At 39.7% G+C, this 15,537-nt stretch carries 14 protein-coding genes and 1 pseudogene; 5 read left to right on the top strand and 10 right to left on the bottom strand.

The annotated features are described in order from the left end of the window. Positions 1–47: 47 nt before the first annotated feature. From AC27FM_RS05365 to AC27FM_RS05385, 5 genes and pseudogenes are all read right to left on the bottom strand, one after another. Entirely contained in the window at positions 48–428 is a 381-nt protein-coding gene (locus AC27FM_RS05365; RefSeq protein ID WP_487086519.1) for a VOC family protein, read from the bottom strand. A 191-nt stretch (positions 429–619) separates the two neighbouring features. Next, the gene (locus AC27FM_RS05370; RefSeq protein WP_487086521.1) at positions 620–1,786 is read right to left on the bottom strand and encodes an RNA-guided endonuclease InsQ/TnpB family protein; all 1,167 of its coding nucleotides are present in this window, start codon (positions 1,784–1,786) and stop codon (positions 620–622) included. A 31-nt stretch (positions 1,787–1,817) separates the two neighbouring features. Continuing rightward, positions 1,818–1,950 (bottom strand): annotated as a pseudogene (locus tag AC27FM_RS05375) (IS607 family transposase); the annotation flags it as partial. Positions 1,951–2,298: 348 nt separating this feature from the next. Next, entirely contained in the window at positions 2,299–2,589 is a 291-nt protein-coding gene (locus AC27FM_RS05380; protein WP_487086523.1) for a hypothetical protein, read from the bottom strand. A 101-nt stretch (positions 2,590–2,690) separates the two neighbouring features. Then, positions 2,691–3,239: a TetR/AcrR family transcriptional regulator gene (locus AC27FM_RS05385; protein WP_487086525.1), complete on the bottom strand. Its 549-nt coding sequence runs from the start codon at positions 3,237–3,239 to the stop codon at positions 2,691–2,693. Between the two features lie 186 nt (positions 3,240–3,425). Between AC27FM_RS05385 and AC27FM_RS05390 the strand changes: the two genes are divergently transcribed. Further along, positions 3,426–5,756, top strand: a complete 2,331-nt coding sequence (locus AC27FM_RS05390) for an ABC transporter ATP-binding protein/permease (RefSeq protein ID WP_487086526.1) — start codon at positions 3,426–3,428, stop codon at positions 5,754–5,756. Between the two features lie 125 nt (positions 5,757–5,881). Then, positions 5,882–6,541: an endonuclease III domain-containing protein gene (locus AC27FM_RS05395; RefSeq protein WP_487086528.1), complete on the top strand. Its 660-nt coding sequence runs from the start codon at positions 5,882–5,884 to the stop codon at positions 6,539–6,541. On the opposite strand, the gene AC27FM_RS05400 is transcribed toward AC27FM_RS05395, so the two are convergent. Next, on the bottom strand, positions 6,503–7,105 hold the full coding sequence (locus tag AC27FM_RS05400) for a TetR/AcrR family transcriptional regulator (protein WP_487086530.1): 603 nt from the start codon (positions 7,103–7,105) through the stop codon (positions 6,503–6,505). The genes AC27FM_RS05395 and AC27FM_RS05400 overlap by 39 nt on opposite strands. 238 nt (positions 7,106–7,343) lie before the next feature. Between AC27FM_RS05400 and AC27FM_RS05405 the strand changes: the two genes are divergently transcribed. Next, complete coding sequence (locus tag AC27FM_RS05405; protein ID WP_487086532.1) at positions 7,344–8,252, top strand: ABC transporter ATP-binding protein; 909 nt, start codon at positions 7,344–7,346, stop codon at positions 8,250–8,252. A 5-nt stretch (positions 8,253–8,257) separates the two neighbouring features. Then, positions 8,258–9,880 carry an ABC transporter permease gene (locus AC27FM_RS05410; RefSeq protein WP_487086534.1) on the top strand — a complete coding sequence of 541 codons (1,623 nt, stop codon included), beginning with the start codon at positions 8,258–8,260 and terminating at the stop codon, positions 9,878–9,880. A gap of 88 nt (positions 9,881–9,968) precedes the next feature. Here the strand turns inward: AC27FM_RS05410 and AC27FM_RS05415 are convergent, their stop codons facing one another. After that, positions 9,969–10,436, bottom strand: coding sequence for a hypothetical protein (locus AC27FM_RS05415; protein ID WP_487086536.1), 468 nt, complete (start codon positions 10,434–10,436; stop codon positions 9,969–9,971). Between the two features lie 186 nt (positions 10,437–10,622). Here AC27FM_RS05415 and AC27FM_RS05420 point away from each other — a divergent pair, with 186 nt between their 5' ends. Beyond that, the gene (locus AC27FM_RS05420) at positions 10,623–11,987 is read left to right on the top strand and encodes an Nramp family divalent metal transporter (RefSeq protein ID WP_487086537.1); all 1,365 of its coding nucleotides are present in this window, start codon (positions 10,623–10,625) and stop codon (positions 11,985–11,987) included. A gap of 49 nt (positions 11,988–12,036) precedes the next feature. Here the strand turns inward: AC27FM_RS05420 and AC27FM_RS05425 are convergent, their stop codons facing one another. The 3 genes from AC27FM_RS05425 to AC27FM_RS05435 form a co-directional block, all read right to left on the bottom strand. Continuing rightward, positions 12,037–13,170 carry an aminotransferase gene (locus AC27FM_RS05425; protein WP_487086538.1) on the bottom strand — a complete coding sequence of 378 codons (1,134 nt, stop codon included), beginning with the start codon at positions 13,168–13,170 and terminating at the stop codon, positions 12,037–12,039. A 12-nt stretch (positions 13,171–13,182) separates the two neighbouring features. Then, a complete protein-coding gene (locus AC27FM_RS05430; protein ID WP_487086540.1) occupies positions 13,183–14,232 on the bottom strand; it encodes an ornithine cyclodeaminase family protein in 1,050 nt (349 codons plus the stop codon). A gap of 234 nt (positions 14,233–14,466) precedes the next feature. Further along, positions 14,467–15,474 (bottom strand): LacI family DNA-binding transcriptional regulator, encoded by a 1,008-nt coding sequence (locus AC27FM_RS05435; protein WP_487086542.1) that lies wholly within the window; start codon positions 15,472–15,474, stop codon positions 14,467–14,469. Positions 15,475–15,537: the final 63 nt, after the last annotated feature.

Consider the following 15,537-nt stretch of genomic DNA (forward strand, 5'->3'; position numbering starts at 1 on the left):
AAAAGCCAATCAGTTATCTGACTGGCTTTTTTATATTATTCATCATGTTACTCGTCGTCCACTAAACTACCCACCGCAAAGTAATGATCTTCTGGATCGGAAAAATTGAATATCAACTGGTCACCTTGTACGGCGATCTCACTAGTAGTGTTAGCGTACATCTCGATCTGGTCATGCAGATCTCTAATGTTGTTCGTCACAAACATCAGTGATGGCGTTTCTAATGACACCATCGGTGAATATTCCTTAATAAATTCGATATCGTACAAATTAATATTGACTTGGTCGAGTATGCTTAACTTAAACTCAAAACTACTATCAATCATCTTTGTTTCTTTGATCAGCCGAGCACCCATTGCATCTTGAAAAAACTTCGAGATTAAATCTACATTCCTAACATACAACATCACTTCAAGCTTGTTTAACATAATTACCTGCTATATAAAATGTGGAAGAATGTCTATTTGACACCAATAAAGGTTTATATATTCCCTTTCTTGATTTACATTCTACATTTCACTTAGTCCAGTCTTCATTGATATTCTCACGCAGACATAAGTCCTCGCGACATTGACCAACTCTTGAACTATAAGGTATTAGCCATACCCTGAATGATTGATTAGCTTGCGTATTGAATCAAGTTCTCAATCGCATTCTCATCACGGTGCATTACTGCGCCGCATTGATAACACACATACACGTCATGTCCGGTGTGATGCTTTTGATTGCCGTTTAGGCCAATCTTTTCATCACCCGTCTTGACGTATCCACATTGGAAACACCGCTGGGTGCTTGGGTAAAATTGATCCACTAGAACCAATTTCACGCCATTCCACTCGCATTTATATGACATCATTTGCTTGAATTTACCAAACAACGAGCGATGGAGGTTCTTTGCCAGATGCTTATTCATGCGCATGTGTAGATTATCCAAATCTTCGATGGCGATCACATCATTTTCCGCAACCAACTTCGCCACAAACTTTTTGAGCAGATCCTCTTGTATCCTGCAAATTTTTTGATAATCCCGCTGCAACTTGGCTCTCATTGCGCGATAATTATTTGACCGAAAATTCGTCGGATTTGCCAAACGTTTACGGGCTAACAACCGCTGGTAGGCGGTAATACGCTGGTACAGTCTAAGCATACGTTCCGTTAGCGTGTTGACTACTTGATAGCCGTTGGCATCTTTATAGTTAAACCGGGCGATATTAGCGTCAACGCCGGTAACTTCGTTACCATGCTTTTCTACGATGTCATCCGCTACATCAATGGACAAACAGGCATAATACCCATCCGCTTCTTCTACCACGGTAACGAGCTTAATTTCGCCTTGCCAGCGTGGGACTTCAGCCAGTTTAATGCCATACCAAGTGCTGGTACCGCGTGGCTTATCAAGTCGTAAGCGACCATCAATCACTTTTGCGCGGTCAGTCTTGAATACTTGCTTTGAACGTTTTTTCGACTTGAAGAGCGGTCTAGCATGGTTTGGCATCTTGGGGTTGAAATAGTTCTTCCAACCTTTGGCTAAATCATTCACAGCTAGTTGTAGGACTCGCGCGGATCGAAGGCATTGCCAATCTTGCTTATCATTCACGAGTTCGTCCCGAACTTTGCGCTCACTAGGACGTAACGACTTATCACCAAGAACAGTAGATTCATCGTACATTGCGTTCCATGTTTCTAAAGCTTGGTTATAGCAGTATCGCCGATAATTGAACAAGTCATTCAAGATTTTTCTCATCGTGGAATTTGGATAGATCTTGATTTTGTGTGTCTTGATCATTCGATTCACCACCTCTAGTTGAATTACGGAACTATTTCAGCTTTTTGTCGTTCTCAATTTTATTTTTTATATTTATTTAATTCGTAGATACGGCAACTGAAAACGTGAATGATACCGATCAAGTCTTGCGTCATTTCTTCTTGAGGGGATAAATCTGGGTTGTTTGGCTTGAGAATGAGGATACCTCCCACTAAATTATTGAATCCTCATTATATTATATTGTTATGCATTGTTCTATTTTTACGTTTGCAGTCCCCTACCTCCAAAACAATAGAGTATACTACACTGAAAGTATACTCTATCGCTGAAAATAAATGTACTTTTTCATTATTTACATAACCAGCGCCTCTAAACACTGATGCAATGTAAGTCACAGGGGGAAGGTTATAAATTAAGGACTATTAATCGAACCACTTGTTCGATTAGATTTAGAGACATGGAACTCTAAATCCACATCTATTATGTAACCTTTATTTGATAATTGCCACTATTTAAACTCAAAAAAACCACTTCTAAATACTCGACCTAGAAGTGGTTTCTTCAGATATTTTTTTGATCGTTCTGCGATGATACAAGTCATTACCTTGGCTCCAAAAAATAAAATTCAGTGATATGTATAAGATTGAAACCAATACATCCAACAGATCAAAGTTCAGCTGTTTAGTAACTAGTAGCCAAATAATAAAAATAATCGACACTATTGGCACGACGGCACCTAACCAGCCGATCGCATTGTTGGCTAGGGCATATTTTTCGATCATCAACACTAATAACGAACCCGACACAAATAAAATTTCTCGCATATATACGTCCTCCCCATAAGTCGTATTAATTAACTAATAAAAATGTTACCATAAATATTTTCAGAAAATAAGCAATACCACTTACGTAAACGTATCCATAATCAATTTTCTATCTGTTTTCGTATCTCTTGAATATTATCCGCAAAGGTCACCTGAATAATTATTTTTGAGAGTTCTTCCGGAGTTTCTTTCATGCCACCCTTGACCCACTGCTTCATGATTGCTAACATCCCTGCCATCAAATAGGCTTCTTGATACTGTCCAAAGGCTCTCATATCGGGCTTATCAGGTGATCCACTCTCGATCAGTTCATGTATCTTGTCGATCAACTTGGTCTTGCCTTCAACGAAAACCAAATTGCTGAGTAGTTGTTGTTCCCGAAAAGCCCCTAGTAATTTTTGGAACCCCTCGACTGGTGTCAAATCATCAATTGGCCCTAGAGATTCGATGAATTCTAATTCGATATTGTCAACACAATCATATACGTCATCATAATATCGATAAAAAGTTGTACGATTAATATCTGCCAATTTACATACTTCGGTTATTTTAATATCATTAATAAATTTATTCTCCAACAACGATAACACCGCATTTTGTATTACCTTGCGGGTATAACGGGCACGCCGATTATTTTTGATTCCTACCATAATATGCTATCCTTTCAATACAACAGAATACTAGCAAGTGTCGTATTCACAACATTTTGAAAAAAACTGACGGTTGCTATATTTATTTAAAGTTTTTATTATATGAAACATGGTGTTGCAATAATGACATTCTAACAAAGAATTGATTATTTAACATTACAAAATCTAAATAAAAGGATTAATACAATGCTGGAATTAAAACACATTAAAAAGTATTTTTATGTCGGTGATTCTGTAACCAAGGCTTTAGATGACGTATCCGTGTCATTTCGCCCCAAAGAATTCGTTGCCATACTGGGACCCAGTGGTTCAGGTAAGACCACAATGCTTAACGGAATCGGTGGCTTAGATATTTATGATTCTGGTGACTTGATCATTAAGGGTAAATCAACTAAGGATTTCTCAGAGTCCGACTGGGATGCCTACCGTAACAACTCGGTTGGTTTTATTTTCCAAAGCTACAACATCATCGGACACCTTAGCATCATTGATAATGTGGAAATGGGAATGACTCTCAGTGGCGTGCCCAGTGAAGTCAAAAAAGAAAAGGCTATTCAAGCACTGAAACGGGTTGGATTAGGTCCACACATGAATAAGAAGCCTAATCAACTCTCTGGTGGTCAGATGCAACGTGTGGCTATCGCTCGTGCGATCGCCAATGATCCTGAGATCCTACTCTGTGATGAGCCAACTGGCGCTTTAGATACTGAAACCAGTGTTCAAATCATGGAGCTTATCAAGGAGCTTTCAAAAGAACGACTAGTAATCATGGTTACACACAACCCTGACTTAGCCGCTGAATACGCTGACCGTATTATCAACTTCGCTGACGGTAAGATCAAAGATGACTCTAACCCTTATGCTGAAGATGAAAACAAAGACAAGTTTGAACTCAAAAAGACCAAGATGACTTTTTGGACTGCGTTGAAGCTGTCTTACACTAATATCAAGACTAAAAAGGCCAGAACTTTCTTGACCGCCTTTGCCTCAAGTATTGGTATCATCAGTATCGCCATCGTCTTGGCCTTATCATCCGGCTTCCAAAAGCAGATCGACAAAACACAGTCAAATACCTTGGCACAATTCCCTATCACCATCTCACAAGTTGCCTCGACTCAATCGGGGCCACCGACTGATGACAGTAAGATGACCAAGTCTAAGAAGACTAAAGTCACTGCTAAGCTGAGTCAGGCGGATAAATCAACTCACGTCAACAAGATCAACAAGAAATACATGAACTATATTGACAACATCGACCCAGAATTGAGTAAGACTGTTACTTATACTTACTCAACGGGGATGAATCTATTGAGTAATGTTAATGGAAAGATCAAAAACGTTACTTTCTCTAACACTGACAGTAATAATTCTGCCAGCGCCATGACTAATGCTATGGCAACTTCAACTGGTATCGGTGGTTCGGTCTATCCTGGTGGAAAAAGTGGCCAGTCATTCTTAAAGAAGCACTACAAAGTTGTTTCCGGCTCTATGCCAACTAGCGCCAACGATATCGTCCTACTAGTTGATAGCGATAATTCTACCAATATCAACGCTTTGAAGAACTTAGGAATCTCAGTCAAAGATGGTCAAAAATTAAACTTCGACCAACTGGTGGGCAAAGAAGTCAAGGTAGTCAATAATAATACCTACTATAAAAAACTAGAAACTGGCACGTTCTTGCCCAATGCTGCCAGTGACGAACTATACAACAATAGTTCCAATACAACTCTGAAGATCTCCGGTATCCTCCGCGTCAAATCCAAGTCATCAAACAATATCTTGGCTTCAGGGATTGCATATAGTGACCAATTAACTAAGAATATCATTCAAGCTAATCAAGATTCTGACATCGTCAAAGCTCAAAAGAGCAGTAACGACAACGTCTTGACTGGTGCCAATATTGCAGACGCCGCTACTAAAGCCAATCTTGTCAGCTACTTAGGTGGTTCAACGACTCCTTCAAGTATCATGATCTATCCTAATACTTTCAAGAATAAGGATAAGGTCCTAGATTACTTAGATAAGTACAACAAAGGCAAGAAGAAAACCGACAAAGTTATCTATACTGATATGGCTGGCCAAGTTTCCGACTTGACTGGTGGATTGATGGACGCGATCACTTACGTCTTGATTGCCTTTGCGGGAATCTCATTAGTAACAAGTATGATCATGATCTCCATCATCACTTACACGTCAGTGCTTGAACGTACCAAAGAAATCGGTATCCTCAAGGCTCTCGGTGCTAGAAAGAAAGATATCACCCGCGTGTTCGATGCTGAGACGACCATCTTAGGTGTCGCATCTGGATTGCTAGGTGTAGTGATCGCCTATCTAGCTACCTTCCCGATTAATGCAATTTTGAAGAGCATGACTGATTTGACTAACGTTGCTCAGTTGAATCCCGTCCATGCTATCACCTTGATCATCGTCAGTACCGTCTTGACCGTTATCGGTGGACATATCCCAGCTAAAATGGCTGCGAAAAAAGATGCCGCAACGGCTTTACGTTCTGAATAGCTCCAAAAAAAATAAACTTAGAAAATTTCTAGGTTTATTTTTTTGGCGTTATAACGTTCCCCGTGAAACAATTTAAGACATTTTAATAGTTTTGGTAGATAATGGATGTCTTGGAGGGGAAAATTTTGTACAAAGAGATAACTATTAGAGAATTATTCCAACTCTTGAACCAGCAGCTCGGTCGCCAGAATTGGTGGCCTACTAGTAGTACAGAAGAGATGCTGATCGGGATGATCTTGATTCAAAATACTAATTGGAAAAATGCCGACCGTTCACTCGCTAATCTGAAGCAAGCCACTGACTTTGACTTGAATAGATTACTCGCCCTATCACTGAATGATCTACAAGAACTGATTCAACCGAGTGGATTCTACAAAAATAAGTCAATCTACATCAGAGCCTTATTGACTGCTTATCGTGACGACTTCGACCAGTGGGAGGCTCTTCCCACACCTGCATTACGCAAAAAATTACTAAGTCTTAAAGGTGTTGGTAATGAGACCGCTGACGTATTGCTACTATATTACTTCCATCGTTCTACCTTTGTAGCTGACAACTATTGTATCCGTCTGTTCAAAGTTCTACATGCGTTTACCGACAAACCAACTTATATGCAACTAAAAAACTCCGTCGAAGCCGAATTTGATTTCACGCCTGACGAAGCTGGCGAGTTCCACGCCTTGATTGATGAGTTTGGCAAGTTGAAAAGTGACTTCTTCGACAATTACCGCTTGAAGCTACCACAATCACTTGCCCATAATTCCGTAAAAAAAGACGCGCGCTAGGCCGTTAGAGTATTTCTTAGTCACGACTTCCTTGCTATTCCGGGATGTCACAGGATTCATGAAATAAGAAAGGATCATATCGAGATAGAGCATGACAACTTCATCTTGAATATCATCACTGATCATCCCTTCGTCACGACCCTGCTTCAATATTTTGCTCCAAAAGCCATCCTTACCTTGGTCGTAAACTTTCATCACCCGATCGTCACCATTAGTAGCTTGGAATTCATCGATCATAAAGTTCATGAAGTCAGGATTGACCGTATTGACAGAGTCACTACCAAAATCAAGAATCGCCTGAACTTTTTCCTTGAAACTCAAATTAGTCTTACTCAGCTCTCGATCATAACTAGCGTACCCGTCAATGATCATCTTGATAGTAACTTCACGCGCCAGTTCGATCTTACTAGGAAAATACTTGTACAAGGTCACTTGTGATGAATGTGCCTCCTTCGCAATCTCTGCGATGGAGGTATTTTTGTATCCATTGGTAATAAAAACCTTGGTTGCGGCATTCAATATCTCTAATTTTTTCTTTTCTTTACGTTTTTGGTTGGTCGCCATAATTTCCTCCAAAAATATTTTTGACTGATATTTCACTTTTGTTATTGATATATCAATATAATTATTTTTAATACGATAGATAGTTCATCTTAGCAATATTTTAAGGTTGACACTCGTTACCGGTACACTTAATATACATCTTGATAAGTGAACTATTCAATAAAAATATTTCATTTTATTAGTGATAATTCAAGTTTATTGCTCATAAATTTGGGATTCGTACAAAGGGGATAATATGATGCGACAAAATAATAACGCCATATTACATATTGATCATCTACAAAAAAATTTTGGTAAAGTACAAGCACTTAAAAACGTAACTTTCGATGTTTACCCGGGGGAAGTCTTCGGATTCATCGGTCCGAATGGTGCCGGTAAATCCACTACTATCAGAACGCTATTGGGGATACTGCGCGCCAGTGGTGGTACAGCTACGATCTTTGGCAAGGATGTCTACAAAGACTCGGTTGCAATCCACAAGCACATTGCATATGTCCCGGGAGATGTCTATCTGTGGCCCAACCTCACTGGCGGCGAGATAATCGACCTCTTCTTAAAACTAGGCAACACTAAACATAATCGCAAGACTGATGCGATGATCAAACGATTCCAATTGGACCCAACAAAAAAAGCTCGGACTTATTCCAAGGGTAATCGCCAAAAGGTCGCACTGATCGCCGCTTTCTCAACTAATGCGGATTTTTATATTTTTGACGAACCGACTTCTGGACTTGATCCACTCAATGAAGAAATATTTCAACAGTCCGTCATGGAATTAAAAAAAGAAGGTAAAGCCGTCCTCCTATCCAGTCATATCTTATCGGAAGTGGAAAAAATGTGTGATCGAATCGGGATCATTCGTAACGGCCAGATTGTTGAGACTGGCTCCCTGTCTGACATGCGTCATTTGACGAGAACTGTGATTCAGTTCCAGGCTATGCAGCCGGCACCGGAATTACAAGCCATGCATGGTGTCTACAACGTGACTGTCGGAGCCAATGGGCTAACTACCTTTTCCGTTGACTCCGACCAAATTGGTTACATCATGGAATATTTAGCTTCCAAGCAAGTAGTCTCACTACAATCGACCCCACCAACTTTGGAAGACTTGTTCATGAGATATTACAGCACAAACGAAGGGAGATAATAATTATGGAAAATCGTAATTTTCATCAAACTTGGTTTTTGACCCGTTTTAGTTTGAAGCGAGACTGGCTCAAACTCACCCTCTGGTCAGTGATCATGGTTGTAATGTTCGCATCAGTTGCTGCTAAGTTCACTTCGATCTATGGGACACAATCGTCAATTGACGAAATCGTCAAAACTTTAAAATCACCCTCGATGGTTTCACTGTTTGGTAAGCTATCGGGCAGCGCTCCATACACTTCAGCCGACGTTTTTGCAGGTGAGATGACCATCTTCATGGCGATCATCGCTGCAGTTATGAACTTCTCGATCATCATCAAGAATACTCGTGGTGAAGAAGACTCCGGATTGCTCGAAATAATTCAATCACATCCGGTTGGAAAGTTGTCCAATCTAGCTTCTTCTTTGATCGAACTATTCATCATCAATCTTATTATCGGTTTGTTCTATAGCCTTGGATTACAGTTAGCTAACTTAACTGGTACAGATACTAATGGTAACTTCCTACTCGGATTGGGTCTCGGTGCCGTTGGGTTCATGTTCGCCGCTATGGCGGCCTTCTTAGCACAATTAGTCGACAACTCACGTTCCGCAACGATTCTCTCATATACCGTCTTCGGTATCATGTATATCGCTAGAATGTCGACCGACGTTTCTAATCCGAAGGCGACTTGGTTCGTGCCTTTCGGTTGGGTAGAAAAATTCTCGACTTATCAAGATAACAATTGGCTTCCCGTCTTCTTGATGTTAGGATTATCGCTTATTCTTTCCGTGGCAGCTCTATGGGTCAACGATCATCGTGATATCGGTTCCGGTATCATCGCCACTAGACCGGGGCGGGCCAAGGCTTCTGCTTTCTTACGTGGTCCACTGAGTTTGTTTTGGAGATTGCATCGAACGACGATCATCGTCTGGGTCATTGGCTTGTTAGTCCTTGGATTCACTTACGGATCGATCTTCAATACGATCGGTGATATCCTCAAGACTAATCCAACGATGGAAAAACTCGTCGGAGCTAGCGCCGTCCATAAAGCAAACGTGCTGATCATCAAGCACTTCGTAGCCATCTTAATGATCGTCTTCGGAGTATTAGCGCTCTTCCCCGGAATTCAAATCATCAACTACTTAAAGACTGGCGAGAGCAAAGGTTACTTAGAGTTGATTCATTCCAAACCCGTTAGTCGGAGTTACTTATTCACTAGTGCTCTGATACTGGGGATACTCACCAGTATCGTAGCCCTCTTCGCCGGTATGTGGGGCTTACAGCTGGGTGGTGCTTCAGTGATGAAACACCCCGTCGAGATGTCAGTTTTTCTACGTTGCTTCTACGCCTATATCTCACCGATAATGGTAATATTAGGACTATCCGCCTGCATCGTTGGTTGGGTACCTAAGTTTGCTATCACTGGCTACCTATATACAGGTTTTGCACTATTCATCGGCTACTTCGGTAAGCTGATTGATCTACCAAAGTGGGCCTCTAAATTGACACCTTTCGGGTTCATCTCTAACGTTCCTGTTGCCAAAATCGACTTGGGCACGATGTGGTGGCAGTTAGGTATCGCAGCAGTTCTGATCATCGCTGGATACATTGGTTATTGTGTTCGTGACTTAAAGAGTGCTAATTAATATATTTATATACAAATATATTAATATAGTTACACCAAAAAGGCTGTACTACGGGAATCACCGTAATACAGCCTTTTGTACTGCTTATTTATATTTGTCCGACCTCAACTTGAACACCTGAGGACAGCTTATTACTCAAATAATCTTGCACCGTCTTATAAGAAGTATTAAAACTCATCTGTATCTGTTGTGGTCGATTCGTATTAAAAATCACCGCAACTTTAGGCTTTCGCTCTGGAACTTCGATTGGAATCAGTGTCACATGAACGATTTGAGCGTAATCTAGCACGCCCGAGTAAAATCCGTTCATCACGACTTTTTTCTCGCCGATTCCCCCGACACCATTCATAATGGTGAGAGTTACGAATCCAGCTACCATAATGATATATGGCAGATCATTAGTTGCTGAAACTAATAGCCAGAATCCAATAAAGGTGGCAAAGATCAATGATGATACTTTGTAAATCGAACGAATTTCTATTTGGGACTGCCAATAAATGTTAAAGGCAGCTCCGGCAAGGAAAATCACGTCTACTACGATTATTATTAAGTCCATACGGCCTCATCCCTTTTTAATTAATTGTAGGTTACTCTAAGCTTTTTTACAAATCTTTACGTTGATTTATATCAAATATTAATAAATAAGTATAAGTTAAGACAACCTAAATTTATTTTTTATTACTCTTTAAAAGGATGACGTAACATGATACTATATTGGAGGATTGAAAAGGGGGATACAAGCTTGAGTGAAAATAATAAACAACACGAGAGCCTGATTCATTATGCAAACGGTCCTTCTCTGGAAGAAATAAATGATACCGTTGAAATTCCAAAGGATGCTGGATTCTTCAAGACTTTACTAGCTTATAGTGGTCCTGGAGCTTTGGTAGCCGTTGGATATATGGATCCTGGTAATTGGGTCACTTCAATTGCCGGTGGTGCTCAATTCAAATATAAACTTTTGACTGTGATTTTGATATCTAGTTTAATCGCTATGTTACTACAATATATGGCCGCTAAACTAGGGATTGTAACGGGTCGAGACTTGGCACAATTAACGAGAGATAGAACTACCAAAAAAGTTGGTTTTGTTCTCTGGATCGTTACTGAATTAGCCATCATGGCGACAGATATCGCGGAGATCATTGGTTCTGCGATCGCTTTGAAACTACTATTTAACATCCCGATCCTGTGGGGTGTTATCATTACCGCCTTCGACGTCTTACTATTGCTAGTACTGATGAAACTAGGCTTTAGAAAGATCGAAGCAATCGTTGCCGCACTTATCTTAGTTATCTTAGCCGTATTTATGTACGAAGTGGTTTTGGCACAACCTAATATGGGTCAAATGGTCGTTGGATTCGTTCCCGACCCAGTGATTCTACAAAATCAAAGTATGCTATATATTTCGTTAGGTATCGTTGGTGCGACTGTCATGCCGCATAACTTATACTTACATTCGAGTATTTCGCAAGCTAGAAAATACGATCGTAACGATGCTAAGAGTGTTAAACAAGCCGTTCGCTTCTCAACATGGGACTCAAATATCCAATTAACCTTAGCCTTTGTTGTTAACACGCTACTATTACTTCTGGGTGCCGCACTGTTCTATGGTACAAAGAGTGATTTAGGTCGTTTCGTAGATCTATACAATGCTTTGAAAGATCCAAAGATTGCCGGTGCCGTGGCTAGTCCGATCTTGAGTATTTTGTTCGCGGTGGCTCTGTTAGCCTCAGGTCAAAACTCAACTATCACCGGTACATTGTCAGGTCAGATCGTTATGGAAGGTTTCGTCCACATGAAGATGAAACTCTGGGCAAGACGTGTGGTTACACGTTTGCTCTCGATCTTACCAGTTATCACTTTCGCTATAATTTATAAGGGAAATGAAGCGAAGATTGAATCATTATTGACATTCTCACAGGTATTCTTGAGTGTCGCATTGCCATTCTCGATTTTCCCATTGATCGCCTTCTCCAGTAACAAAAAACTGATGGGTGAATTTGCGAATAAGAACTACATTAAATATATCGGTTACGCGATTGCGGTTGTTTTAACCATCTTAAATGTTTGGTTGATCTATACTACATTCGTTCCAGCCGTTTAATACAAAAGGAGATGCCTTGGGCATCTCCTTTTTAGTTTGGAATAATTTATTATCCTTTTTGTAATTCTGCTATAAAATCACTGACTTTATTTAATCCCTTCAAAAGCTCATCACTCTCAAAGGCATATCCAATTCTCAATGAATGCTCAATATCAAAGCATGCACCGGGAACTAGCAAAACTTCTTTTTCAGTCATTAACTTATCACAGAATTCTTCACTTGAAATGTTTAGATCATAATGCAACAATGCCGTTGTTCCTGCTTGGGGTTTGACCCATGAGATATGTTCTTGGGAGTCGACCCATTCTTCTAATATTTGTAAATTATGTTTTACGATCTCTCGATTACGCTTAATTACCAAGTCGGCATTCTCTAAAGTAAGTTTAGCAATCAATTCATCGATAACACCATTGCTGATAGTATTGTAATCCCGATGATTTAAGATGATTTTCATCAATTCTTCGTCTTTAGTCGCAATCCAACCTAATCGAAGACCTGCCATCGAGAATACTTTTGACATACTACTAGTTGAAATACCTTTGTCATAGAGATCAACTACCGAATTAGAGTATACGTCGGCTTGATTCAAATGACGATAAACCTCATCACACAGGACATATGCATCAACACCTTTGGCAATTTCAATCACTTCAGCCAGTAATTCATTGGGAATCAAAGCCCCGCTAGGATTATCAGGGTTATTCAAGATAATCAACTTGGTTTTATTGCTTACTAATAACTTCAATTGTTCAATACTTGGTAAGTAATTATTCCCCAATTTTAAATCTAAGGTCTTTACCTTGGCGCCAATGGTCTCAGGGATAGACTGTAGCTGTTGATATGTAGGTTTTACTACTACTACTTCATCTCCTGATTCAACGATAGATGTCAAAACTAGACTGTTGGCACCGATGGCCCCGTGTGTAGTGACAACATCAGTGTAATCTAGGCCTCTATACAATTTGGTGATGTTTCTTCTCAAATCATCGTTACCTACAATATCTCCATAAGTTAATCGTAGATTAAGAACTTGATTCAGTATTTCCTCTGCCGATGTGGAATTTACTAAATCCAATAAATCCTTGATAGACATAGGAGAAACACAAGTTTCACCCAAATTATACTTTGCTTTGGTTTCATACTCATTCATCCATTGCTCGACACCGAATGTCTTGATTTTCATTGCTATTATCCTCTATAACTCAACACTTTCACCTAGATTTAATTTTTCAGCTCTTTGAATCGCTAACCCTGCAGTTGCGAGATCTTGTAATGCAATACCCGTGCTATCAAAAATAGTAATGCCTGCAAATTGGTGGTCGTCCTTATTCGCAAGTATTAAATTTCCAATCTCTGTAACATCATCTTTTTTAATTAACCCTTGGCGGATGGCAGTCTGTGTTTCTCCCACCGAAGTGGCCTGTTCAACATCATCGACAAATACTTGCGCCTTTGAAAAAATATGTTCGTCAACTTCTTGTTTACCCGTCATATCAGCGCCGATTGTATTGAGATGTGTATCTGGTGAAATCCATGAAGATTTCAAAATTGGTTTAGTAGATGGCGTTACTGTTACAATGATATCTGCATTTCTAGTAGCATCTTCAATATTATTTACTGCTACAAATTGGACTTTCGAAATTCTAGATTTCAAGTCATCGACATTATCGCTAGTTACTGCAGAATCTGCGATCTTTTGATTAAGAATTTCTGGTAAATTTTTGGCTAGCTCGACAGCATTATCACTGTTTATTGGATCATAAATACTAACAGTAGTTAAATGTTGCATAACATTCAGTTGTCCCCAAATTTGATATACAGCTTGATTACCTGCTCCGACAATCAATAGATTATGTGAATCTGGATTAGCCAAATACTTACTCCCTACGGCTCCAGCGGCACCAGTTCTTAATCCCGTCAAAGCTACGGCATTCACCAATCCCTTAGGAAGACCAGTTTTATCATCATAGAGCATGGTTGTTCCTGACAGTTCTGGCAAGTTATTATCCGCATTAGATGAAAACCACGATAATAATTTTGTTCCATATAATCCTTGCTTTTTTAAATAACCCGATCGAATATCCATATCGGCTTTTCCAGTTTCAAACTCGTTATAAATCATTGGCCAAATGATCCCTGTACCATCTTCTTTAGCAATGTAGCCCTGTTCTACCACCTTAATAACACTACCCATATCCAACAGCTGACCAACGACTTGACCATTCAGTACTCTTACTTTACTCATCAAGATTTCCTCCTAAAAAATAAAAAAGGGTATCTCCCTGATAAACCTTATAGCGCTTATGCGCCGTACCTGCGGTTTATCGGAAAATACCCTACTTGAGAATTTACCCGGTGATAAATTCCCAACATATTCGAATAATTATGCTTATCATAATCAACAGATTGTTCTTTGTCAATTATTTTTTTGAATTCGTTTTCTAGAATCAATATTATTCAACCCCTAAAAACAAACTATTTAATCCCGTTCAATAACGCTTTCTCGCTCATCAATATGAACTGGGATCAATTGTTGCTCACCTGTCTTTTGAGATTTTTTAGACAAAGTTTGCTGAATACGTTGAACACCTACTACTCCCATTTTATAAAAATCTTGAGAAATACTGGTCAGCTGTGGTTGAACGATCTGACACATTTCTGTGCCGTCGATACTCACGATTGAAATATCTTGTGGAACTCTAAGTCCTAAGTTTCTAGCTTGATTCAAAACTCCGATAGCAGCCAAGTCACTGACGGCTACAATACCTGTTAATTCAGTCTCGGCACCATATGCCGCCATAGCGGACACGCCAGCCTGATAACTATAATCCCCAGCTTGAACCCATGATTTTTGTGGAACGATATTTACCTCGGCTAGAGCTTTTTTGTACCCCGCCAGTCGCAGTTGTCCGGTATAAGGGTATTTATCAATGGCAGCTAGACCAATTTTACGATGGCCTTTCTCTATCAATAACTTTGTCGCCTGATAACCGATCCTTTCGTCATCCGAACTGACAAATGGTCGGGTATCATCAAATCCCATCGATAAAAAGCAATATGGTATCTCTGACTCCTGTAATAAATCTAAATTATCATCAGATAAGGCAATCGATAGCAGTAATATTCCCATAACTGGCCGTTCGATCACTGTTAGCAAGGCCTTTTTTTGTTCTTCAGAATTGGCACTATTGGAATACACAATAATTAGATTGTAACCATGTTTAGCAGCTTCGGACTGAATACCTTCGATTATTTGACCAGCAAAATTAGTCTTAACCGAGCTAACCACTGCTGCAATGACATTGCTGCTTTTCTTGACTAATTCAACTGCCGCTTGATTTTTTTTATAGCCTAATTCTCGGGCAGCCTTTTTAACTTTCTCTGCCGTCTCCGAAGTATAATACTGTGATTTATTAGCTAATACACGAGATACAGTTGATGGTGCCACGCCAACTTTTCGAGCTATATCTTTGATTGTTGCTGACATTCACCTGTCTCCTCATTTCTTGTTATAAGATTCACTATAAGTTTACCTTCTAACATATTTAAA

The organism is Companilactobacillus sp. y65-5 (genome assembly GCF_057541095.1).

Excerpts from the sequence above, each read along its gene's own strand:
- AC27FM_RS05365 (WP_487086519.1), bottom strand. The coding sequence starts at position 428 with ATGTTAAACAAGCTTGAAGTGATGTTGTATGTTAGGAATGTAGATTTA.
- AC27FM_RS05370 (WP_487086521.1), bottom strand. The coding sequence starts at position 1,786 with ATGATCAAGACACACAAAATCAAGATCTATCCAAATTCCACGATGAGA.
- AC27FM_RS05380 (WP_487086523.1), bottom strand. The coding sequence starts at position 2,589 with ATGCGAGAAATTTTATTTGTGTCGGGTTCGTTATTAGTGTTGATGATC.
- AC27FM_RS05385 (WP_487086525.1), bottom strand. The coding sequence starts at position 3,239 with ATGGTAGGAATCAAAAATAATCGGCGTGCCCGTTATACCCGCAAGGTA.
- AC27FM_RS05390 (WP_487086526.1), top strand. The coding sequence starts at position 3,426 with ATGCTGGAATTAAAACACATTAAAAAGTATTTTTATGTCGGTGATTCT.
- AC27FM_RS05400 (WP_487086530.1), bottom strand. The coding sequence starts at position 7,105 with ATGGCGACCAACCAAAAACGTAAAGAAAAGAAAAAATTAGAGATATTG.
- AC27FM_RS05405 (WP_487086532.1), top strand. The coding sequence starts at position 7,344 with ATGCGACAAAATAATAACGCCATATTACATATTGATCATCTACAAAAA.
- AC27FM_RS05410 (WP_487086534.1), top strand. The coding sequence starts at position 8,258 with ATGGAAAATCGTAATTTTCATCAAACTTGGTTTTTGACCCGTTTTAGT.
- AC27FM_RS05415 (WP_487086536.1), bottom strand. The coding sequence starts at position 10,436 with ATGGACTTAATAATAATCGTAGTAGACGTGATTTTCCTTGCCGGAGCT.
- AC27FM_RS05425 (WP_487086538.1), bottom strand. The coding sequence starts at position 13,170 with ATGAAAATCAAGACATTCGGTGTCGAGCAATGGATGAATGAGTATGAA.
- AC27FM_RS05430 (WP_487086540.1), bottom strand. The coding sequence starts at position 14,232 with ATGAGTAAAGTAAGAGTACTGAATGGTCAAGTCGTTGGTCAGCTGTTG.
- AC27FM_RS05435 (WP_487086542.1), bottom strand. The coding sequence starts at position 15,474 with ATGTCAGCAACAATCAAAGATATAGCTCGAAAAGTTGGCGTGGCACCA.